At 34.3% G+C, this 21,910-nt stretch carries 22 protein-coding genes; 9 read left to right on the top strand and 13 right to left on the bottom strand.

What is annotated here, in order from left to right:
- Positions 1 to 38: 38 nt before the first annotated feature.
- Entirely contained in the window at positions 39 to 1,244 is a 1,206-nt protein-coding gene (locus ACXAEY_RS23425; RefSeq protein WP_474815680.1) for a hypothetical protein, read from the bottom strand.
- Between the two features lie 361 nt (positions 1,245 to 1,605).
- Here ACXAEY_RS23425 and ACXAEY_RS23430 point away from each other — a divergent pair, with 361 nt between their 5' ends.
- Positions 1,606 to 3,384, top strand: a complete 1,779-nt coding sequence (locus tag ACXAEY_RS23430; RefSeq protein WP_474815682.1) for a helicase-related protein — start codon at positions 1,606 to 1,608, stop codon at positions 3,382 to 3,384.
- 19 nt (positions 3,385 to 3,403) lie between these two features.
- Here the strand turns inward: ACXAEY_RS23430 and ACXAEY_RS23435 are convergent, their stop codons facing one another.
- The 3 genes from ACXAEY_RS23435 to ACXAEY_RS23445 all read right to left on the bottom strand — a co-directional run bounded on the left by ACXAEY_RS23435 (position 3,404) and on the right by ACXAEY_RS23445 (position 5,125).
- Positions 3,404 to 3,967, bottom strand: coding sequence for a hypothetical protein (locus ACXAEY_RS23435; RefSeq protein ID WP_474815684.1), 564 nt, complete (start codon positions 3,965 to 3,967; stop codon positions 3,404 to 3,406).
- Positions 3,968 to 4,075: 108 nt separating this feature from the next.
- Complete coding sequence (locus ACXAEY_RS23440; RefSeq protein ID WP_474815686.1) at positions 4,076 to 4,675, bottom strand: RsfA family transcriptional regulator; 600 nt, start codon at positions 4,673 to 4,675, stop codon at positions 4,076 to 4,078.
- Between the two features lie 117 nt (positions 4,676 to 4,792).
- Complete coding sequence (locus ACXAEY_RS23445; protein ID WP_474815687.1) at positions 4,793 to 5,125, bottom strand: hypothetical protein; 333 nt, start codon at positions 5,123 to 5,125, stop codon at positions 4,793 to 4,795.
- Between the two features lie 179 nt (positions 5,126 to 5,304).
- Here ACXAEY_RS23445 and ACXAEY_RS23450 point away from each other — a divergent pair, with 179 nt between their 5' ends.
- Complete coding sequence (locus ACXAEY_RS23450; protein WP_474815689.1) at positions 5,305 to 5,922, top strand: hypothetical protein; 618 nt, start codon at positions 5,305 to 5,307, stop codon at positions 5,920 to 5,922.
- 78 nt (positions 5,923 to 6,000) lie between these two features.
- Here the strand turns inward: ACXAEY_RS23450 and ACXAEY_RS23455 are convergent, their stop codons facing one another.
- A complete protein-coding gene (locus ACXAEY_RS23455) occupies positions 6,001 to 6,513 on the bottom strand; it encodes a hypothetical protein (RefSeq protein ID WP_474815690.1) in 513 nt (170 codons plus the stop codon).
- Between the two features lie 109 nt (positions 6,514 to 6,622).
- Here ACXAEY_RS23455 and ACXAEY_RS23460 point away from each other — a divergent pair, with 109 nt between their 5' ends.
- Entirely contained in the window at positions 6,623 to 7,504 is an 882-nt protein-coding gene (locus tag ACXAEY_RS23460; protein WP_474815692.1) for a diacylglycerol kinase, read from the top strand.
- A gap of 19 nt (positions 7,505 to 7,523) precedes the next feature.
- On the opposite strand, the gene dapG is transcribed toward ACXAEY_RS23460, so the two are convergent.
- A complete protein-coding gene (gene dapG, locus ACXAEY_RS23465) occupies positions 7,524 to 8,744 on the bottom strand; it encodes an aspartate kinase (RefSeq protein WP_474815694.1) in 1,221 nt (406 codons plus the stop codon).
- A gap of 118 nt (positions 8,745 to 8,862) precedes the next feature.
- On the bottom strand, positions 8,863 to 9,390 hold the full coding sequence (locus ACXAEY_RS23470; RefSeq protein ID WP_474815696.1) for a PilZ domain-containing protein: 528 nt from the start codon (positions 9,388 to 9,390) through the stop codon (positions 8,863 to 8,865).
- Positions 9,391 to 9,527: 137 nt separating this feature from the next.
- Here ACXAEY_RS23470 and ACXAEY_RS23475 point away from each other — a divergent pair, with 137 nt between their 5' ends.
- Positions 9,528 to 10,064, top strand: a complete 537-nt coding sequence (locus ACXAEY_RS23475) for a hypothetical protein (RefSeq protein WP_474815698.1) — start codon at positions 9,528 to 9,530, stop codon at positions 10,062 to 10,064.
- A 65-nt stretch (positions 10,065 to 10,129) separates the two neighbouring features.
- Here ACXAEY_RS23475 and ACXAEY_RS23480 read toward each other — a convergent pair whose 3' ends face one another.
- From ACXAEY_RS23480 to ACXAEY_RS23495, 4 genes are all read right to left on the bottom strand, one after another.
- Positions 10,130 to 11,074: an LCP family protein gene (locus tag ACXAEY_RS23480; protein WP_474815699.1), complete on the bottom strand. Its 945-nt coding sequence runs from the start codon at positions 11,072 to 11,074 to the stop codon at positions 10,130 to 10,132.
- A 194-nt stretch (positions 11,075 to 11,268) separates the two neighbouring features.
- Positions 11,269 to 11,862 (bottom strand): hypothetical protein, encoded by a 594-nt coding sequence (locus ACXAEY_RS23485; RefSeq protein WP_474815701.1) that lies wholly within the window; start codon positions 11,860 to 11,862, stop codon positions 11,269 to 11,271.
- Positions 11,863 to 12,145: 283 nt separating this feature from the next.
- Entirely contained in the window at positions 12,146 to 13,945 is a 1,800-nt protein-coding gene (gene glmS / locus ACXAEY_RS23490; RefSeq protein WP_474815703.1) for a glutamine--fructose-6-phosphate transaminase (isomerizing), read from the bottom strand.
- Positions 13,946 to 14,217: 272 nt separating this feature from the next.
- A complete protein-coding gene (locus ACXAEY_RS23495) occupies positions 14,218 to 15,096 on the bottom strand; it encodes a hypothetical protein (protein WP_474815704.1) in 879 nt (292 codons plus the stop codon).
- A gap of 349 nt (positions 15,097 to 15,445) precedes the next feature.
- Between ACXAEY_RS23495 and ACXAEY_RS23500 the strand changes: the two genes are divergently transcribed.
- Complete coding sequence (locus ACXAEY_RS23500) at positions 15,446 to 17,275, top strand: LTA synthase family protein (protein ID WP_474815705.1); 1,830 nt, start codon at positions 15,446 to 15,448, stop codon at positions 17,273 to 17,275.
- A gap of 14 nt (positions 17,276 to 17,289) precedes the next feature.
- Here the strand turns inward: ACXAEY_RS23500 and ACXAEY_RS23505 are convergent, their stop codons facing one another.
- Positions 17,290 to 17,865 (bottom strand): hypothetical protein, encoded by a 576-nt coding sequence (locus ACXAEY_RS23505; RefSeq protein WP_474815707.1) that lies wholly within the window; start codon positions 17,863 to 17,865, stop codon positions 17,290 to 17,292.
- Between the two features lie 123 nt (positions 17,866 to 17,988).
- On the opposite strand from ACXAEY_RS23505, the gene ACXAEY_RS23510 reads away from it, so the two are divergent.
- From ACXAEY_RS23510 to ACXAEY_RS23525, 4 genes are all read left to right on the top strand, one after another.
- Positions 17,989 to 18,582 (top strand): hypothetical protein, encoded by a 594-nt coding sequence (locus ACXAEY_RS23510; RefSeq protein ID WP_474815709.1) that lies wholly within the window; start codon positions 17,989 to 17,991, stop codon positions 18,580 to 18,582.
- 245 nt (positions 18,583 to 18,827) lie between these two features.
- Positions 18,828 to 19,553, top strand: coding sequence for an RNA polymerase sigma-I factor (gene sigI, locus ACXAEY_RS23515; protein WP_474815712.1), 726 nt, complete (start codon positions 18,828 to 18,830; stop codon positions 19,551 to 19,553).
- A gap of 221 nt (positions 19,554 to 19,774) precedes the next feature.
- A complete protein-coding gene (locus tag ACXAEY_RS23520) occupies positions 19,775 to 19,939 on the top strand; it encodes a hypothetical protein (RefSeq protein WP_474815714.1) in 165 nt (54 codons plus the stop codon).
- A gap of 124 nt (positions 19,940 to 20,063) precedes the next feature.
- On the top strand, positions 20,064 to 21,116 hold the full coding sequence (locus tag ACXAEY_RS23525; RefSeq protein WP_474815716.1) for an anti-sigma factor domain-containing protein: 1,053 nt from the start codon (positions 20,064 to 20,066) through the stop codon (positions 21,114 to 21,116).
- Between the two features lie 74 nt (positions 21,117 to 21,190).
- On the opposite strand, the gene cbpA is transcribed toward ACXAEY_RS23525, so the two are convergent.
- Entirely contained in the window at positions 21,191 to 21,823 is a 633-nt protein-coding gene (cbpA, locus tag ACXAEY_RS23530; protein WP_474815718.1) for a cyclic di-AMP binding protein CbpA, read from the bottom strand.
- Between the last annotated feature and the right edge of the window lie 87 nt (positions 21,824 to 21,910).

The raw sequence follows: 21,910 nt of genomic DNA on the forward strand, positions 1-21,910 counted from the left end.
AATCAATATACCTTCTACAGAAATGGCATTTTTATCTTTTAGGTAGTTAATTTCACACTATAGATAAACGGTTGTTCACTTTCTCCTTTGATGATAAGAGAATGATTGCCGAAAATGTACTCAATGATCCTTTCGTTCCACTCTTCATTGTATTTTTGGTTTCTGGGTTTGCCTAAGTACATTTCCAAATCCTCAAACATAAACGGTGAAGGGGTTGCGATCATTGATATTAAACGATTGTTTATATTATCAATTTCTAGTATGTAATCTTTGTAGACTAATGAAATGACTCCTTCTGAATTATACTCTCTTCTGTTAGGTTCTCCCACCGTTTTAAATATTTCCTCTTTTTCCATACCTAACTTTAAACTAATTCCTGGTAAGGTCCCATCCGACGCATCCTTTTTAAGAGAGTCATTTATTTCTATCGTTAAGGGCAAATCAAAGATAAAATGAGTATTGTCTTCTTTCCAATTTTCTAAATAATATTCCCCTTTTGAGTAGTCCTCTGCGGAATAAACTTTTTCTTTTAATAGATTTAGAGTTAGAGTGTTGGGTTCATATTCCCACAATTTAAAATGTAATGATTCTCCTTTTTCTGATAAATCATCATTTGAGTATTCTACTGAACGATATAAAAACGGACTAACATACTCGATTGACTCTACAAAACCATAAAAATCTGAAACGTTGTAATCGATCTCTAGGTTTACTTCCATCAGTTTATCCTTTTTTAGGGTGAAGAATTGAGCTTCAACACCTTTTGTAGATGATGCCTTTTCCACCACTAACAGGTCGCCTTGAAAGTTCGAATCATTCTTGATGACATACACCATATTCTTATCAGGGATAAAGACTTGTTTATTAGAGGCTTTGCCGCTCCACAAACTGAGATTGTCTTGCGCAATTAGTTTTTCACCAACAGCTTTAACGGCTAATTGATAGTCTCCTTGGAAGTACCTCTTCCCTTTTTCGATAAAAGGATTGTTCTTCTCACTTATCTTTTCTTCTTCATTCTCTGCCACTAGATAAATCTCATATTGTTTATTATTTTCATTTTGCATTGTTACTTTATGACGATACGAACCTTGCGTTTCATTCTCACCATTTTCTATTTCACTATTTTTTATAAGTTCTTTTTCGTGTTCTCCATTCAGTTCATACACCCCACCTAACTCAAAAATAGCCCATCCTAGTATGCACAATGCTAGAACTGTTAAGATGATGATTTTACTTTTTTTCATATAATAGCCTCCTATTCTTATTAGTCATTTGGCTAAAAACATAGATTTACCTTAGTTTAAGTCTTCTTATTATCTACCTTAAAAGGTATACGTGGAGTAGGTTCTTTGTATATGCAAGGTGTGTGTTGAGAGCATAATAAGCATATACATAGCATATATATTTAGTTGTAATTGAATGTCTTTTGCCAAGTACCTAGAAATCATAAGTGACTTACTTAATTCATAGGAAAAGGTGATGTTTGTGTCTAAGAAACAGAACAATTTGAGGAGTAAAGTTGAGAAGGTTATTAGAAGATATAATTCTGAAATGCTACATAAGGCTAAAACGAATACTGATTTAAAAAAACGCGAGTTATTCTTGTTGAAAGAATTAAATAAGTTACGTTCATACATAAAAGAGATTAAAGGGGTTCATCAGACTGATAATTTCTTACAATATACTGAGGATATAAAGGAAAAGATACTAGATAGTCTATATAACGTTTCTAATGTTTTGCTAGAAGGAATTAATCAACTCAAGGGGACTCACTATACTCTTGAAGATGTATTAGAACGTGCTCCGAAAAAATATTTTCACGCTGGTGTTGCTTCAGCAGTAGAAAGTAAGTACATGATAAATGAAAGAATACGAGAGTTAATGGCAGCAAACCATCCCGCTCATCCTAAAGATGATTATGCTGAAACACGGATGATGAAGCGGAAATTCATTATTCATGCCGGTCCTACGAACTCTGGTAAAACGTATCAATCTCTTGTTGCATTAAAGAACGTTAAATCCGGGGTGTTCTTGGCTCCTCTGAGATTGTTAGCTTTAGAGGTGTTTGAGAAAGTTAACCAAGATGGGATTCCGTGCGACTTAATAACTGGGGAAGAACAAGTAAATGTTCCTGGTTCTTCACATACGTCCTGTACAATCGAATCAGCAAATTTTGGTCAAGTTTATGATGTTGCAGTTATCGATGAAGGTCAAATGATCTCTGATGACCAAAGGGGTGGTGCTTGGACGCGGGCGATTTTAGGTATTCAGGCAAGGGAGGTTCATATAAGTTGCTCTCTAAATTCGATTTCTTTACTCAAAGAAGTGGTCAGAGACTGCGGGGATGAAGTGGAAGTCGTTTATCATAATAGAAACACACCTCTAATGTTTGAAACTAAGAAGTTCTCATTTCCTGAAGATGTAAAGCCTGGGGACGCCTTAATCGTTTTCTCAAGAAAGATGGTTTTGGAGACGTCTGCTGTGCTTACTGACTTCGGCATAAAATCAAGCATAATATATGGAAATCTCCCTCCTCGCACTCGTAGAAAACAAGTAGAACGTTTTATTTCTAAAGATGCTGATGTTGTAATATCGACTGACGCTATTGGGATGGGTTTAAACTTACCAATTAAAAGAGTGGTCTTTCTGGAATCGGATAAGTTTGATGGAGGAGAAGTAAGAGAGTTAACAACACAAGAAGTGAAACAAATATCTGGGAGAGCTGGTAGGAAGGGAATGTACGACGAAGGCTATATCAATTCTACCGTTGAGGAATCAATCATCAGGCACAAATTAGATAGTAAGGATCAACAAATAGAAAAGGCGTATCTTTCTCCTTTGGAAGAAAATATCATAGCGCTTGAAGTTGGTTCGTTGAAGGATAGAATACTCTCTTGGATTGAAGTTCCGCCTGTTGCGCCATATCTTGATAAGGCTAATTTAGAAGCACAACTCTTTTTGTTAGATGAAATAGAGGAAGAAATATTCTTAAATGATTCTGAAAGGTATGCTGCCGTACATATCCCTTTCGATCATACAAATGAAGAATTGGTCAGTTTGTGGTCTGACTATATCAAATATATTAACAGCAATACCCATGAGTTACCTAAACCTACAGTCTCTCCATTAGCGGACTTGTCTAATTTAGAACATTATTACAGAAGTATAGATTTATACTATGCATTTAGTAAGAAATTCGGATTTCAATATGATGAAGATTGGGTACAAGAACAACGAGAAAAAGTATCAGACCTAATACACGAATTGTTAATAGAACAATTTAGGTCAAAGGAAATGAGATGTAATAATTGTGACTCATTACTTAGTGTCGCTTCCTCATCGTATCAACTATGCAACAAATGCATTTTAGAAGACCAACATTAAAAACTCGGAATCCGAGTTTTTAATTTATCTGAAGTCTTGTTCTAGACTTATTTGGCTTGTTAATGACTTGATATGTAATGTAGCTCAATTCTTGAAAGCTATGGCGGTTTTTAGTCAGTAGCGGATGGCACAAAGGGCATGTGCTCGTATTTAAGTGAAGCAATTCTAGAGGTCTCCATTGTTTGCTAAATTCCGTTTTGTAAAGAATGAGCCTCACATCCTCCATGGGGTAATCCATTTCTAAATTAACGCTAGCAAGCTTTGATACTAATGGTTCTCCGTTAACCTTCGCTATTTCTGTTTCTTCTATTCCAATTACTCTGGAATCTTTGATCGATAATAATCGTTCTCTACTCTTCCAAAACATATTGACTGAAGTTACTTTTTCGAATTCCGCTAACTTACTCCAAGGCAATCTCCGGTCAAATAACTCTATTTCTGATTGACTATTAACATCGTATCTAATTGCAACTGGTTTCTCATTCGTTTTGATATGTTGTTTAGTTGAGATAATCTCTTCTCTGGAAAGTAATCCGCAGAATGGATCGAAGTCATAACCGAAATATAATAAGTTTGTTTCCATATATTCCTCTCCTTTGTACCATTCTCATGTTTAGGTTAAGTTATATATCCTTCGTGGGACCAAATTAAAAAAGCAGATATCAAACAATCTGCTTTTAATCACACTCGGCTATGTCGCTTTTCGTTGCAACTCACTTTCTCTCCTACGCATCTCAGTGATTCTGTTACTTCCACTTTTGAAAACAGACATTTCCCGAGCGCGTTCCATAATTTCAGTTAATGTACCGTAATCCTCTTTCATTAGTTCATAATCATGTTTAATAGAATTCAGCTCCGCTTTTAACTCTTCATTTTCTTCTATTAGCTTTTGATTGCTAGTAGTATTCTCTATCTCTCTACCAAGTTCATCTTTCAAGGAGTTAGCTAAGCGGATCAGTTCATCCAAATTCTCAAGCGCTTTAGGACCTTCTTGTGGTATAGAAGATGACTCTTCCAATGAAATATTTTTTTCTTCTTCAACTATGATTGGAGACGGATTTTTTTCCATCAATTTTTTTCGATGTCTCTTAGCAATATCCAAGGCAGAATCATATTTCTTTCTTAAAACATTATTCCATCTAGCATTGACTGAAGCTGATGTTCTATTAAGGTTATTTGAAACTTCTTCGAACGCTCTCAATTGGGTACTGCCTTCTCGAACGTGTTTCAATACCTTATCTGCTAACAATAAATCCTCATCTTCTGTCCAAGAATCTGTGCGATGTGGCATTAGAATCTCCCCTTTAGTTTTTTAATAGGTTTGACAACTAGATTCGGTATTATACAAAAATATAATAAAAAGCCATAATCTTTATTAAGACTACGGCTTTTAAATAATTATATGTATTTAGATGAGCGCACTATCGAAGACTTCGTCATGACCCGCAATTAAAGCTCCATAGTTTATCGAACTCTGAACAGTTACTAAGTCAGAATGTCTATTATAAAACTCTTTTTTCACTACAACATATGTAGGATATGCTTTTACAACCGTAACAACTTGAGCTTTTTGAAAGCCTGGATCTGGTTTTGCCAACCATCCAATCTGTTCTCCTTCCAAGTTCTCGAATACACTCCTAATCTTAGGCAAAGCCACTCTAGCAGACATCTCTGACTGTCTTTTGAAAGCGGATATAGTTTGATTTAAACTTTTTGTTCTATCACTAATAAGAAGTTCCATTAATTACACCACCCTGTATTATTTCCGTTCGAACTCATAAACACATCATAAAATATGAAATAACTAAAAACAATAGTTTTTTTTATTAAACATATATTTTATTAATAAATATTTTACTTTGTTGTGTTTTGGATTTAAACTAATATAGTAGCTTTTTTTAACGGAAGTAGGTTTTATTTATGAGCAAAATGTTGCTATGCTGGGGTGTTTTATTCATTTTTGTAATGACATCTTGTGCCAAAAACTCTACATATACAGGGTTTGTTAATTCCGTTGACCATGATGAAAGGCTTGTGTTAATAAGCGATGAGGAAAATCACACAAAAACTGATCCTGAAACGCTCAACTATTTTACACTTAATATGAATCCACCCATTGTAGGTGAAAGTGATAAGCCTATTAAAGGAAAACAGATATCCAAGGGTGATCACATTAAGGTCTGGTACGATAAGCAGGATAAAAAAGTAAAGAGAGTTTTAAAAATACAACTTTTAAAGAAGAGTTCGGGTGAAGTCGCTAACCAATTAATGATAGATGATGTTAAAGAGAGACGGATTGTAGTTTTTGTTCGTGACAGTATTTCTGAATCTTTCCAAAAGAACACGTTGGATACAATTCCTTCAATGTACGCCGATGCGACAACTTTTAGAATGATGACTTCCAAAGAGCAAGTTGATTTAGCTAAAGAATTGGGTGTTGAGGAATATCCGAGTTATGTAGTGTTCGAAAATTCCTCTCCTGTTTACCTCACCTCCCAATTAAGGAGTTTGAATAAATTCCTAAATGGTAGAGAGTGAGCGAAGAAAAGGTGGCACTTAACCATTTTGGTAAGTACGAAAAATGGAAAGAAACAACTAACGACAAGTAATCGGTCGTTAGTTGTTATTTTTAAGTTGTCTATTCTTTAAGAATTCTTTAAAGTCTAACTCATTTTGGATGTGTAGAATCATTTTATCGAATTCTTTATCTTTTATTGTTGTTTCTCTTTTCAATAGAAATTCGTCTTTGTACCATTTCTTTAATTGTCTTTTTCTAGAGATAGTATGGGTTTTGGAAACTTGTTCGAACGCTAATATCGCCTCTGTTGATGGCTTGGTAGTGGGTTTGGAGAATTCATTGATCTTATAGTGAATTGGTTTAATGAACCTTAGATTGTGAAGTCTTATCACTTCATTTATATGAGGGTAAACCTTTATAGGGAATGGTCCTGATAGTATTTCCCACCTTATGCTAATGCTCAATTGATCTTTGTATTGGTGAGTAGTTAAAAGTTCATTCTTTTTATTACAGGTATGGTTTATTTTATGCTCCTTAAAAGACGTTATATAGCGCATTATTTGAGTTATGCCCAATTTGCAATGGTTAGATAGTAAAGGGTAATTTTCCATAGAATCGCCTCCTCTATTGTTGATACATAATTTTTATGCATTTTCCTATGAGTCCTAGAAAGGGACTAAATTGTTTCTGTAATTACTTATTTCAAAGGAGATGTTTGCAATGAAACAAGCAAGATTGATATATAACCCTTCAGCAGGAAGAGAGATTGTTAGAAATAATTTGGCTGATATTCTAGAAACGCTCGAAAATTCAGGATATGAAACAAGCACTTTTGCTACTAAAGGGAAAGGTGATGCATCATCGGAAGCTTTAAAGGCTTCTAAAAAAGGATATGACTTAATAGTTGCTGCTGGAGGGGATGGAACGATATATGAAGTGGTCAATGGGATATCTCCCCTAGAAAAACGACCTTCGTTGGCTATTCTACCAATGGGAACCAGTAATGATTTTGCGAAAAGTATAGGGATTCCTAGACGGCTACCAGAAGCATTAGAAGTCATTGAAAAAGGTGATTTCAAACCAGTAGATATAGGGAGAATGAATGATCGATACTTTATAAATATTGGAGGCGGAGGGTCGCTAACTGAATTAACATATGATTGTCCACCCAGAATGAAGACCATTTGGGGGCAGTTTGCATATTATATTAAAGGTATTGAAAAGTTGCCGTCTTTAAAACCTGTTACAATTGAGTATGAATACAACGGTATGTTGAAAACTGAAGAAGTCATGCTGTTTATGGTCAGCAATGGCAATACAGTAGGTGGTTTTGAAAAATTTGCGCCGAAAGCTCAAATAGATGATGGTCTCTTTGATGTATTTTTGCTTAAAAAATGTAATTTCCCAGAACTTATTAGGGTGATGTCTATGTTGCCATCTGGAAAGCATATCTACGATGATAAAGTATTAAATTTTAAAACATCTTATCTTCGAGTAGTCCCAAGTGAAGATGTTCAAATTAATTTAGACGGAGAATTAGGCGGGATTACACCTTGCGAATTCACCAATTTAAAACACCATTTGAATGTTTTAATGAATTAAAAAATGAGAGCCAAAGCTCTCATTTTTTGTTTAATAGGAATTGAGAATGTAGTGATTGGATCGCTCGTTTCATATCTTCTCCTTCTACAAGGAACCAAATAGTAGTATGTGAGTCAGAGGATTGTAGGATATTTATTTGATGTTTGCCTAATGCTTCGAAGGCTTGTGAGATCACTCCAGGAACTCCTGACATCCCCGCTCCTACAAGAGAGATCTTTGCACAGTTTTCTTTCACTTCATAATCATAGCTTAGTTGTTTAATTATCTCCGTAGCTTCTCCTAATACTTTCTGGGGAACAGTGAACGTAACCCCTTTTACATGGACGTTAATGAAATCAACACTAATACCATTTGTTTCGAGGGCTTGAAACACCTTTAACCTACATTCGAACGGACTATCTGATGTCTCAATGTTGAATTGTGCTAAAGAAGGAGTGTTTGTAATCCCTGTAAGGAGTCTGTCACTTACATCTAAATGGTTACGGTTTATTTCAGTAAGGTTTGTGACTAAGGTGCCTTCCTCGTTTGAAAAAGTGGATCTGACTTTCAAGGGGATATTTTTTTGCATAGCGATTTCAACAGCTCTAGGATGAACTACTTTCGCTCCTAACTGTGCTAGGTTACAAATCTCAGTATAAGAAGTCCTTTTTAAGATAGCAGCATCCTTCACTATTCGTGGATCCGCTGTCATGATCCCTTCAACATCCGTATATATCTCTACCAAATCTGCGTCTATCGAAGCTCCTATAGCGGTTGCTGATGTATCGCTCCCGCCTCTTCCTAGCGTAGTAACTTCGCCATTAATTGTCTCTCCTTGAAAGCCGGGAACGATTACAACTTCACCGCACTCAAAAGCTTGTAAGATGTTAGAGGGTTTTAGTGAAATAATTCTGGCATTATTATAATTGTTGTCGGTTACTATACCAGCTTGTCCCCCAGTTAACACTTTATTTTTAATACCTTCCTGATTTAACATTCCGGAGAAAACTGCTGCAGTAATTGTTTCTCCTGTTGATAATAAAAGGTCTCTTTCTCTATTGCTTAAAATGCTATTATCTTCTTCTACTAATGATAATAAGGTGTCTGTTGCATAAGGGTCACCTTGTCTGCCCATTGCTGAAACGACTACAACGACTTTTTCCCCTTCTGAAAGGGCTCTTTTTATATGTCTTATACATTGGATTCTGCATTCATGAGTGGAAACGGATGTACCACCAAATTTTTGTACGGTAATTCCCATAACTAAAGCACCTTCTTACATAAGTATTTGTTATTGTGGCAAGTTACTATATTTTCATAAAATCCGTTTAAAGTCCTTTTCCTAAGAAAAAGATGCAAAAAAAAAGAACCCCGCAGGGTCAAAAAGTGGTTGAGATCCCATAATAATATTTTCCGTGCTCCTCTTTTTTCCAAAGAATTTTACCGCGCTTCACTTTATTGTTTGAGAAAATATCATAAAAAATCTCTATGAATTGTGATTTTATCGGGTTAACAGACTCTACTTTCATTCCTGATTCGCTAATATCAAGTATTGTAGCCACATTAACTCTGTAATAGTCTGAAATTACTGCTTGGAACTCCACATTTTCTCTATTTTCTGCTCTTTCATTTTTTATCTGATTAGCTGTAACAATCTTAAAAACATATAACACTTCATCATCTAAAGTGTCCATTCTCTCAAATCTAACATTAAAGTAATTTATATATTCGTGTGTGTTATAAACAATACTCACTTCTTCATTGATAGTAAAGAACATCGGTTGCTCGTGATTTTTGGGTGTAAAGGTGACTAGTTCATCCGAAGTTTCCTTATATATATGTGTGTTTGCGATGAACCTATGATTTGGAGCTATTAGTTCTGCACTTTTAGAATTATTGTTTCTCACTATTACACACCTCCCTAGGAAGAGTATATATATAAATAGGATATTGGGAAGGAAATTAAATAAAAAGTTAAAAATGATTGCATTTATAACTTTTGGGTTTAAATTAGCATTAAGAATATGTTCAAGGGGGGGATAGAATGAATTACTCAGAAGTTGTACAGAAGGGGCAAATTAATTACTATGATTTGCTCTCAAATTTACCTGTTTATTATCAAATATTCTTATTAATTACTCTGTTCGTAACGATAGGCGTCTTTGCCTTATACATAAAACGAAAACTCACCATGCTCTCTACTTTAGGGATTGTAATTCTTATAACGACTACTGTTTCAATATTTCCGCCTTCTTCTTATTATGACGAACTATACGATGAGTGGGCAGATCATTATGCAAAGCCCTATATAGAAGAATTGCCTGAAAGAAAAGCGGATGTATTAAATGTGGAAAGTTTAAAAGATGATGACGGAGATAAGATCATGATTAACTTTGTTGATAAGAATGGTCGAGAATCACAAATTGAAACTGACTCTTCATATCCTATTGAAAGAATGAAAGGTGGTTCTCCTTATCTTACCTATAAAAAATTAGAAAAGGATTTAGGTAATGGAATAAAACCAGGTATGTACGGTATTACACTGCATCTTCCTGAGGCTTTCGTTATCAAAGGAAAGTAGCACTATATAGAAAAACCTACCCTTAAGATATTCTCTATAGAATACCTTTGGGGAAGGTTTTTTAATCATTCTAGGTCGGACTCTAATAAGTTTTTTAAATCAGTTCTGGTGTTTTCAAGAGTATCTTCATTTATAATCACATAAGAAACGCCATTAACCATATCAGGGTGACCTTTCATGGAGATACTAGATATACTGTCTCCTCTTACATCGTGCATTTTGATAATGATCTTCACCATATCTTTAAAGGAAAGATTTGTTTTTATGTTATCGCCAAGAGTGTTGAAAATATCGACCATTTTAGTTATGTTTCGGAAAGATACTGTTTGATTAACAAACTCTCTTATGACTTGCTGTTGCCTTCTCATTCGACCAAAGTCTCCCTCTCCATCCTTTCTAAAACGCGCATAGTTGAGGGTTTCTGTTCCATTTAATAATTGTTGCCCTTTATAAAGTGATACATAGGAATCGGATATCCTGTCATGAAAGTACATATCTTTCTCAACATCTAATTCTAGTCCACCTATTAAATCAACCGTGTTGACAACGCCATCAAAATTTACGATCGAATAAAAATCAATAGGAATATCCAGAAGATTTTCTACCGTGTTTAATGTCATGTCTATTCCGCCGTATGCGTATGCAGAGTTTATTTTATCGTAAGTATTTCTCCCACTTATTAAAGTTCGAGTGTCGCGAGGGATCGATAGTAAGGATACTTCTCCTTCATCAGGATTAACTACTGCCAGTATCATTGTATCCGTCCTGCTTAATTCATCCATATTTGAACTGTCGACGCCAAGTAATAATACGGTGAAAGGTCTATTTTTCACAGTGGCTTCAACATCGTTAGAACTATTAGTAAGGTCAATCTGTGAATTCTTATATTTTTCTTCGATCTTAGTCTCCGAAAAATCTTTCCATATGAAATCCTCTATTGTTAAGTAGCTACCTACCGCTAGAACTCCTATAAAAGTTAGTGTAAATAGGAACCTTAATAAAAATTTCATAGCACTCACCCCTTTCCACACAGGTTTCTCCACCGTTATTTAGTTTGTTAAGAATTCATAAAAACCTCATATCAAAAAAGTATAAATATCAATAACTTCTAAAATCCAAAAAGGACAGCTAGTCCTGAATATTAGACTAACTATCCTACGGGGTTTTATATTAACTTAAGGTTGGATTAGTCCTTTATAACCTATCAAGAGATTTTTTCGTTTAATTTAGTAATGCGACCTTCAAAACCTGTTTTAGTTCCATCATGAACACCTAATTTCAACGCTAGCTTGGAAACAGCAATAGCATCCTCATAATTTTGATTCGATTCATGAATTATAGCTAGTCTCTTGAATGCTTCCAAATTCGAGTTTTTCAGTTTTGCTTTTTGATAAAGTTTTATACTTTGATTGCATTGGTCAATACACTTAGAAACAGCGTCCTCTTTCTCCTGTCGCTGCTTATAATAAATGTCTATTAGTTTATCCATGTTGTTTAACTTTGTTCCCTGATCCTTAGTACAATTATTCATTTGAATAAAGCATTTCTCAGCTAAGGTGTAATGCTTGCCAGTAATCGCTCTGTTGCCTATTTTAGACAAGAAAGAGTAACGGGTTTCCTCTGTTTTAATCTTGTGCCCTCTTTGGTCGATTATCTCCACATTTATTGTTTCTGGATAAAAGCTTTTTGAAAAGTAAAATCTAGCTGCCTCTCTTTCTTCAGTAGAAAGGTCTCTCCAAAACTTATTCAATTTCAAACTTTTTATATATCCACCATAATTATTTAAAAATAGTCCCATTTCATCCACCTCACTTATTGTATTATGTTTATAACAAGTGAAAAGTTTGTTCAATGAAAACGTATCTTTTTTTGACATATTCCTAAGCTGAGCTTAGTTTTCCAAAAACAAAACCCGCACTAAAATCTGTGCGAGTTCTAAATGGTCATTTTTTCACTTTTGGTTCATGAATAATACTATAAAACCTTGTACAGTTCCCTACTCTTTTGTCCGGTTCCCGACTCTTTTGTCCGGTTCCCGACTTTATTGTCTATTATTCGACATTATCATTCATAATTCGACACTAAATAGTTACAGATTTTGCCAAATTTTTTGGCTGATCGATATTACATCCTCTGTGTAAGGCTGCATAATAAGCCATGATTTGAAGTGGAATTACGCTTACTAATGGAGCAAGTTCTTCATGGACTTTTGGAATGATGATACTATCTCCTTCTTGTTCTAATCCTTTCATGGACACAACACATGGTTTAGCTCCTCTTGCTGACACTTCATTGATATTACCTCTGGTATTAAGGTTTACTCTGTCAGTAGTAATAAGAGCTACTACCGGAGTTCCCTCCTCAATCAATGCTATTGTTCCGTGTTTGAGTTCTCCCCCAGCAAATCCTTCAGCTTGTATATATGAGATCTCTTTTAGTTTTAATGCACCTTCGAGACAGACATAATATTCTGCTGTCCTTCCAATAAAGAATGCATTTCTAGTTGTGGAGAAGAACTCCCAAGTAATTCTTTCAATATGTTCTTTATTATCACACATGCTTTCAATCGCATTGGCTGCAACAGCTAACTCTTTTAGTAGGTCAAATTCTAGTGTTCCTCCTTTAGCATTCGCTGTATCCACAGCAAGAATGGCTAGGACGGCTATTTGGGCAGTGTATGCCTTAGTAGAAGCAACAGCAATTTCAGGACCTGCATGTAACAACAATGTATGATTAGCCTCTCTTGAAAGTGTGGAACCTGGAGCGTTTGTAATTGTAATAGAACGATGCCCTAATTGATCGATCATGTTTAAGACTGCGCGGCTGTCTGCTGTTTCTCCTGATTGAGAAAGGAAAATAAACAAAGGTTTCTCGCTGAGGAGAGGCATGTTATGTACGAATTCGCTTGCGATATGAACCTCGACTGGGATATTTGAAAAGTTTTCTAAGAATTGTTTACCTATAAGACCCGCGTTATAACTAGTTCCGCAACCGATAATATAGATACGGTCTGCATCTGTCATTGTGCGACGAATATCTTCATCAAGCTTTATGTTTCCGTGCTCATCTTGATGTTCTTGGATAATCCTTCTAATGACGAAAGGTTGCTCATCAATTTCTTTTAACATGAAATGAGAATAAGTGCCCTTTTCGGTATCGCTAGGATCCAATTTAGCCTGATAGGGTTCTCTCTCAACAACATTTCCCTTTAAATTTTTAATTGTAATTTGTTCTTTTTCTAAAATAACCATTTCTTCATCCATTAACTCTATATAGAGGTCAGTTACCTGTAGCATTGCCATGGCATCACTTGTAACTACGTTAAATCCTTCTCCTGCTCCTACTAGCAACGGACTTTTATTCTTCGCAACATAAATGCGCCCTGAATCTTTGTTGTCTAGTAATGCGATTGCGTAAGAACCTTTTAAGCGTCTTAACGTCATTCTTAAAGCTTCTTCTGTAGGCACACCTTCTTTGGACAAAGAATCAATCATTTCGACGATGACTTCTGTATCAGTTTCGCTAACAAATTCATGTCCATTCAAATACTTGCTCTTAATTGAATTATAATTCTCAATTACCCCATTATGAACTACAGCGAACCTACCTGATGAACTTTGGTGAGGGTGGGCATTTCGTTTGTTAGCCTCTCCATGTGTAGCCCATCTTGTGTGCCCGATACCTTTTGGTGCATCTACATTAGGGTCTACTATGTCTCTCAAATTGGCGATCTTTCCTTTTTCTTTGTATGTCTGAATACCGCTATCATTTTGAAGTGCAATTCCTGCAGAATCATAACCTCGGTATTCTAACTTCTCTAACCCCTTCAAAAGGATTTCCTTAGAATTCTCACTCCCAATAAAACCTACTATTCCGCACATCGTAATTCCCCCAATTAATTTAAAATTCTCTTTAGTTGTTTGTTTTGTGCAACAAATTACTTTGTTGTTTTGCAAACAACTCTCGATTGTGAGTTCAACCGGAAGGTATCCGCCGATAATCGATAAACCTTCTCCTCGTCATCTAATTGTAGACCTGGCGCTTACCTTTCTTCTTGTTCAGTTTTTCTAAATACCCTTGAGAATCTAAAAAAGAAGACACAGAATGTCTTCTTTTGGATATATCTCTTCATTGTTATGTAAAATAATTTGTCCTATTTGATTTTGATGACCTCATGGCTTTTTAGCTCTTCCAAGGTGTACATAAATACCTTGTCTGGCGCTACGAAGGTATATAAGTCTCCTAACCGATATCCGCTAATAATTTTGTTATTCAGGTTATTTTCTCTTAATTGGAACTCAAAAGTGGATAAAACTCTTTTATTGATTAGGTCAATTCCATTTTTAAAGCCTTTACTTATTTCTGACTCTAACTGTTCCATGCTTAAAGAGCTAACTATTGCATCTTTCGCTCTTTCTGTGGAGAACTTATCTGCATATATAAATTTAAGTAACTTCTCGATGTTAGTCTCACCTTTTTTAGGTTTATACAAACCTAAGTAAGCTTCTACATCTTTTATTGATCTTAATTCATACGCATTTTCTTCCCATATTGTGATTGATCCGGCATCATAATTAAATGAAAATTCGTGTTTTTTGTTATTCCCTTTTTTCCAACAATGGTTAAGGTAGTTCAAAGAGAAGTCTAATGAATTATTTAGTTCTTTTACTATGGATAGGATATTCCTAGTTTTTTTTCCATTTGCGAATAATGAGCTGCGTTTCCTGGAAGAGGATATTAATACTTCTTCGCCGTAGCCCTCAAGAATTTCTCCGAGGTTGAGAATGATATCCTTAGTTATACGTTCTTCTTCCTCTATATCGGATATATTATAAGCGGATACATAAACCACCTCGTTGTCCCCTAGTTCAATAAGAAAGGATTCGCCCTGTTCGATCTTTCCGAACAAGAACGCAGCCTCTTCGGGGTGTACCAATACATTCCACTCTTCTACATTTGTGTCCTTATAGTAATTACGGTGTATTTGCTTTGAAAGGTCATAAGATGAAATCTCTAAAATTGATGGAAGCATAAAAAGTACCTCTCTATTCTTCATGGTTAAGTAATGGTGTACTAGGGTTCGAGAGAGAATGCTAGATAAATTTAGCGCACTGTGTAGCATTCTACCTGTCACAAGTTTTTCTCATTATAATAAACCTGAAGTTAGAAGTTAATAATCACAGTTCAGTAATAATATTATTTTTTTATAACTAATTTTTAAAAACCAAATAAATACTGTATCCCCCGTTCCATTCTTCAATTACAAAAAAAGGTGGCGATACGTATATTCTAGTTGTTATAATATAAAAAAATATGTTTTAACAATAAATAAAATTAATTTTTCTGATTTTATTTGTTTTTTAGATGTTGAGGGGGATATTATGAGTAAAAAGAAAAAGATGTTGATAACTGGAGCAATAGTGTTGCTAATCTGGTTAAAGACATATGTTGTACAGAAGGGTTTCTTTAACCTTCCTTTAGAAAACTCCATACAAAGCTTCATTTTGTTTATCAACCCATTAAGTTCAATCTTAATCATTTGTGGTATTGGAATGTTGTTCTCAAGAGTAGGTTTAGTGCTCGCGATGTTCTTCAGTTCTTTTATTCTTTTCGCGAATGTCATATATTATAGATTTTTCAACGACTTCATTACGCTTCCTGTTCTGTTTCAAACTGATAACGTGTCTGACATGGGTTCTAGTTTTCTAGAATTAGTTCAATTCAAAGACCTGTTTATTTTCAGTGATGTGATGGTCGTATTAATATACTTCTTGGTACGAAAAGAAAAGGTAAGGGATTTCTTCTGGTCTCGAAAACAATCTTTTACACTAGTTGCAGCAGGAGTATTAACGTTTATTCTTACGTTAATGGTAGCTGAGACAGAACGGTCACAGCTGCTAACAAGAAGCTTCGATAGAGAATTATTGGTCAAGAATATCGGTCTATTGAATTACCATGTATATGACGTAGTCTTACAGTCGAAAACAAAGACACAAAAAGCCTTTGCAGACAGTAGTGAAGTCATTGAAATTGAAAACTATGCTTCAGCAAATCATTATGAACCTAATGAAGATTATTTCGGTGCTGCAAAAGGAAGGAATCTATTTGTAATTAAGTTAGAATCAACCCAAAACTTTGTAGTAAATGAGACTGTGAATGGCGAAGAAATTACTCCATTTCTAAATGATTTAATTGACGATAGTATTCATATCGAAAATTTCTATCATCAAACTGGTCAAGGCAAAACTTCTGATAGTGAGTTTCTATTAGCTAATTCTTTATATCCATTGCCAAGAGGAGCTGTATTTTTCACTCACTCCCAAAATAAATACAATGCTCTTCCAAACCTACTAAAAGGAGAAGGGTACTACTCTGCGGTCTTCCATGCTAACAATAAAAGTTTTTGGAACAGAGATATTGTATATGACAATTTCGGGTATGATAAATATTACTCAAAGCCTTATTATGAAATTACAAAAGAGAATTCAATTGGTTGGGGAATTAGGGATGATCACTTCTTCAAACAATCAATGCCATACTTAGAGGATTTACCTGAGCCGTTTTATGCTAAATTCATCACTCTAACAAACCACTTCCCTTTTTCATTGAGAAAAAGTAATGAAATCATTCATGAGTGGGATTCGGAAGATGGTACTGTAAATAGATATTTCACTACTGTGAGGTATCAAGATGAAGCACTTAAACTCTTTTTCGAAGACTTGAAGAAGAAAGGTCTATATGAGAACTCAATGTTTATGATATACGGTGATCATTATGGGATATCAGAAAACCATAATGAGGCTATGTCGAGATTTTTAAACAAAGATATAACTCCACTCGAAACCACAAAGTTACAGAAGGTGCCTATGGTAATACATGTTCCTGGTCAGGAACCACTAACTGTAAAGACTGTATCGGGGCAAATTGATCTAAGACCTACTATTACAAATTTGCTAGGAATAGAAGATAATAAATCAATATTGTTTGGTTCGGACATGTTATCTAAAGAAAAAGAGTCCTTCGCGGTACTCAGAAACGGTTCCTTCATTACTGAAAATGTTATTTGGGCAAGAGGGAAATGCTACAACAGAGAAACTAGTAAAGAAACAAATTCCATTGAGTGCGAACCTTATTTTGAAAAAGCTAAAAATCAATTAGGTTATTCTGATAAGGTTGTATATGGAGACTTATTAAGGTTTATTGATAAGTAAAAATAGCATCTGCTTTAATTAGCAGATGCTTTTTTTATTTCGGACAATATATTCTCGTCCATTTGTTTGTATACTTCTTTTTTATACTCTTCGATTCCATACACCATAACTTCATTATTAGATTCCTCTTTCAGACCAATATTCTCCAGTAAAACTTTGGTATGGTAAATAGTATCTTTTTTCTTTAAAAAGAACGCATATAAATCCTTTTCTTTATCTGTAAACTTTAAGATATTTAATACTTCTTTCTGAAATTCTTCTATAGTAATGTTTAATGCCACTAGTTGACTAGTGATTTCTTCATTGTCAGCTATTACACAAATGTAATCTAATATAAAAAACCTAACAAGATCAAAAAATTTAGGTTTGGTTATTCTATTAATCCTTTTTTCGAAGGACTTGCTACTTATCTTTCTATACTCACTATCAAACTCTTTAATAATTGTAACGGTGCCTGATAATCCGATATCTGATAAGAGTATTAAAGATTTGATATTATTGTTAAGCCAGCTAATTGAACTATTGTGCGCTATCTTCTCTGTATATTCTTTTGCGTAATCAGTCCACTTATCATCCCATTTTTTAGCCAAATGATCCCCCTCCTCCCTTCTAATATTAGATGTTCTAAGCAATATCCATTTACTAAGTTTTTAATTTTATTAGTTTATTGACTTGTATTGATATTGGTTTAGAAAAGTATGGAGGTGATGTAAATGGCGGAACTTGAAAATTTCCGAAAAAGCTATCAATTTTCGAATAGCTTAATGTGTATTCTATTCCCAATTATTTTCTTTACGCCTTTGGCGAATATTACATTTCTTACAGGTCCTTTTGTATGTTTCTTCTTCTTAACCTTCCTAAGTGTATTGATAAAAAGCTATATTATTAAAAGAGATTTCACTATTAAAAGTAACATCTTATATTCTATGACCACATCTATAATATTTTCGATTCTAACGAGAGCTTATTTCTCTTTAGGAACTGGTGAATTTGTCTATGTAATGATATTTGGATTCTTATTTGCATTTTTTTATTTAATTCCATTAACAAGTGAATTCGAAAAGCCACTATTCTTCTATGGAACATATATAATGATTTCAATTTATGTATTCTTTGCTCCCATAGGTCTACTATTGTTCTTCCCCATTTGTGCTGCAACTTTAAAGAATTTTAGGGTTCGCGGTGTAGTAATAATTGGATTAATTCTTTTATTAGCAAACATCTCTCCAACAATGCAAGAGATGAAGGGAGTTGTAAAATACGAAGAAAGTCAAAAAGAAACGCATAAAATGGGATATAACAACTAATTTAGAAAGTAATGATTTTATATAAGATATATATTAAATATAAAAACAAATAAAAAAGCCCTGTAAATATAAATTTATGGGGTTTTCATTTATTATTTTTATCTCGTAATTTACTTTTTTCATTAAAAATATACAAAAAAGAATTTTTTACCTACTAAATTTTGATTATTTCTGTTAAAATTACTTGAGACAGGTTTTGAGATAACCTTTCAAAAATATGTCATCTGGTGACATGGGGTGAAGAGATGTTAAGTAAGGTTATAATTCCCTTCAAAAAGGATACCAACGAAGAAAAGATTCTCTTGATTCAGGGTGGAGAGGAAGAGTTAAGAAACTCTTTTATTAAGGATCATCAATCGTTCGTTAAAAAAATCGTCTCACGGGTTTGCAAGAGGTACATAGACTCCTCTATGGATGAGTACAGTGTAGGGCTTCTAGCATTTAACGAATCAATCGATGAGTATACCAATAAAAAGGGTAGCTCTTTTTTAACGTTTAGTAATCTAGTAATCAGAAGAAGACTAATCGATTACATAAGAAAAGAAGCTAATACTCAAAATCCTTATCCAATTGATGAACAACTTGGCGAAAATATGAATGGAAGCCTTACGGTTAAAGCTTCTATAACAAAGTATTCTGAAGAAATGATTAATGAGTTCAGAAAAGATGAATTAGAAGTTTTCAAGAGCCAACTGAAAGGTTTCGACATTACCTTTACTGAGCTACTGAAGATTTCTCCTAAGCATTTCGATGCTAGAAGGAATGCTATTGATGTCGCCAAGAAAATCACCGACTGTACTGAAATAAGAGAATATTTGTTTCAAAAGAAAAGGTTGCCGATGAAGAAGGTCGAAGGGATAGTTGACGTTAGCCGTAAAACGTTAGAAAGAAACAGAAAATATATTATAGCTTTGGTTATTGTTATGACCGAAGATTATAGATATTTAAAAGAATACCTCACCGGAATTTAAGATTCTCGCCATTTTATTCGAATGGCTTTGTTTTTTTTTGACGGTTTTTTTAAAACAACAAATAAAAAATAATTTTCCGTCTTTAGGTATTTATTGGAAAATATATAAAATAGATAATATTGACACTTAATTTTGTGTCCTATTGATTTTATATATTTATTAATGTTATTATTACAAAAGTGTTAAAAATTATTCAATACAATTACAACGAGGTGTTTACATTGAAAAAAGTTTTATTAACAGCAACTATACTACTGGCAGCTGCCCTTTCACACTCTGATGGAAGCATGGCATACGATCCATATGATCCTGGTGCATCAGGTTATGCGATTCAGGACAACGATTCAATGATGTTAGCTTATGACCCTTACGACCCTGGTAAATAATACTTAAACCTTTTAGACTCCACTAACTTACTTAGAATGTTTATCTAAAGAGGTTGGAATCGGAACGTTTGTTCGGTATTATTGAAACAAACATGAGAAGAACAGATGAAAGCAGGGATTCAAAGTGACACAGGGTCTAGTTATAGAGATAAAAAGAAGCCATTTAATCGTCATGACTCCAAATGGTGAATTCTTAAAAGCTCACAAAGAATTGAATGAACATTACATAGAAGGTAATGAAATTAGCTTTGTCCCCTTAGAAGAAAATTCTAACAGCAAGATGAAAAGTTATCTCAAAATACCGAATCTCAAAGTTGGTGTCTCACTTTCAATGGCGATTATGTTGATATTTCTTACGGTATTTTCGTCATTTGGAACAAATTCGGTATCTGCCTATGTCTCGTTAGATGTTACTCCAAGTGTAGAGTTGGAGGTAAACAAAGATCTAAAGGTAATCGACATAAAAGCTTACAACCAAGAGGGGCAAGATGTTCTATCTAATATGGTCGGTTGGAAAGAAGCTTCTATTGAGAATGTTACTGTGTCATTAGTAAACATTATAAAAGACATGGGCTACCTCAATGGAACTAAAGAGGTTGTTATTTCAACAACTTTTGCTGATAATGTTTCGGAGGAAACTGCTAATCATATAAGAGAAAAAATATCTAAAGCAATAGAAACAGTTGGTTCTACTGCAAACATTAAGCTTACTACATTTGAAAGTAATATTGATTTACACCAACAATCTAGAACTCTTGGAATTAGTCCTTTCAGGTATGCAATGGCTCTTGCAGCTGAAGATATGGGACTTGACTTAAGTATCGATGAAGTTAAGTCTATGCCTATGGAAGAATTAGAAAGAAAGATTGGTGGCATTGATCAGTTGGTTCGTTACGGATTAACTAATCGCCAAGTTGCTACTTTGAAAAACAATAACCAATCCAAAAAGAATGTTGCTGAAGAAAAGGAAGAGCAGGAAAATGGTACTCATGCAGACGATGATGATGTCATAAAAGAAGCACTTTCAACCTTCAGAAAACAGAATGTTGTTTTATCCCTTATAGTCCTGAATAATGTTTCTCATGAATCGCAATCTATTAGAGGTGCTGCTGACACATCTCATCCAATAAAAAAAATCTCGGCAAGTGATACCAGGTTATCAATCATACCTTGGTAATAAGAAAATCCCGACTTTGATGTCGGGATTTTCTTTATGCTGAAAAATTATTTACTTAAGATATCAAATAACTCTCAACTATTTATAATATCTAAGTCCACTACCTTATGACCATTTTTCTCAATTTTTTTACATAGTTGATGGATTTGTTCCTCATTGACGCTCTTATCTAAAGTAATGACAACTCTCCTCACTAATCTATCCCCTGGATCTAATGTAAATGAGCCTTCTATGTTGTAACTCTTTTTTATATTCGAAAAGAGTTTTCGTAGTGATCCTTTCACTTCTGATGTTGCTATTGTTAAGCTGTATCCACCTGTTTTCATGCCGAATGACCCTTTCAAAACGTCCATTACTTTGGAATGTGGTAAGATCCCTACAAATTCATTTTCTTCGTTCAGTATCCCTAAAAACGGTAACTTTTCAATGTGGAAAAGAGTTTTGAAGAAGGATGAATCCTCATTTATAAAAGCTTCTGTATCCTTAATTAATTCTGTAACTTTAACGCTCAATTCTTTCCCTTCTTCTTTATGTTCTAAAATATGTACTTTATAGATCAACCCTAAGAATTTTCTTTCAGAAGAACATAATACGGGAATGCAACGATAGCCAGAGCCCCTTAGTAACTTAAGGACATTTTCTAAATTCATATCGGCGGTACAGTAGGTAACTTCCCTTTTAGCTACGTAATGATGTTTCACTCTCATTATTTATCACCCCCTTCCATAAATCATAAAAAGACCCCAGAAGACTAAACCAATTTAATTATTTTTAAAAAGGTTTAATAGTCCTCG

The organism is Anaerobacillus sp. ABA4_114, assembly GCF_056159065.1.

Bases quoted from the DNA above. Each gene is read 5' to 3' on its own strand.
- ACXAEY_RS23425 (WP_474815680.1), bottom strand. From the start codon at position 1,244: ATGAAAAAAAGTAAAATCATCATCTTAACAGTTCTAGCATTGTGCATA.
- ACXAEY_RS23450 (WP_474815689.1), top strand. From the start codon at position 5,305: ATGAGCAAAATGTTGCTATGCTGGGGTGTTTTATTCATTTTTGTAATG.
- ACXAEY_RS23510 (WP_474815709.1), top strand. From the start codon at position 17,989: ATGGCGGAACTTGAAAATTTCCGAAAAAGCTATCAATTTTCGAATAGC.
- glmS (WP_474815703.1), bottom strand. From the start codon at position 13,945: ATGTGCGGAATAGTAGGTTTTATTGGGAGTGAGAATTCTAAGGAAATC.
- ACXAEY_RS23480 (WP_474815699.1), bottom strand. From the start codon at position 11,074: ATGAAATTTTTATTAAGGTTCCTATTTACACTAACTTTTATAGGAGTT.
- ACXAEY_RS23455 (WP_474815690.1), bottom strand. From the start codon at position 6,513: ATGGAAAATTACCCTTTACTATCTAACCATTGCAAATTGGGCATAACT.
- ACXAEY_RS23495 (WP_474815704.1), bottom strand. From the start codon at position 15,096: ATGCTTCCATCAATTTTAGAGATTTCATCTTATGACCTTTCAAAGCAA.
- ACXAEY_RS23440 (WP_474815686.1), bottom strand. From the start codon at position 4,675: ATGCCACATCGCACAGATTCTTGGACAGAAGATGAGGATTTATTGTTA.
- dapG (WP_474815694.1), bottom strand. From the start codon at position 8,744: ATGGGAATTACCGTACAAAAATTTGGTGGTACATCCGTTTCCACTCAT.
- ACXAEY_RS23500 (WP_474815705.1), top strand. From the start codon at position 15,446: ATGAGTAAAAAGAAAAAGATGTTGATAACTGGAGCAATAGTGTTGCTA.
- ACXAEY_RS23445 (WP_474815687.1), bottom strand. From the start codon at position 5,125: ATGGAACTTCTTATTAGTGATAGAACAAAAAGTTTAAATCAAACTATA.
- ACXAEY_RS23485 (WP_474815701.1), bottom strand. From the start codon at position 11,862: ATGGGACTATTTTTAAATAATTATGGTGGATATATAAAAAGTTTGAAA.
- sigI (WP_474815712.1), top strand. From the start codon at position 18,828: ATGTTAAGTAAGGTTATAATTCCCTTCAAAAAGGATACCAACGAAGAA.
- ACXAEY_RS23435 (WP_474815684.1), bottom strand. From the start codon at position 3,967: ATGGAAACAAACTTATTATATTTCGGTTATGACTTCGATCCATTCTGC.
- ACXAEY_RS23460 (WP_474815692.1), top strand. From the start codon at position 6,623: ATGAAACAAGCAAGATTGATATATAACCCTTCAGCAGGAAGAGAGATT.
- cbpA (WP_474815718.1), bottom strand. From the start codon at position 21,823: ATGAGAGTGAAACATCATTACGTAGCTAAAAGGGAAGTTACCTACTGT.
- ACXAEY_RS23475 (WP_474815698.1), top strand. From the start codon at position 9,528: ATGAATTACTCAGAAGTTGTACAGAAGGGGCAAATTAATTACTATGAT.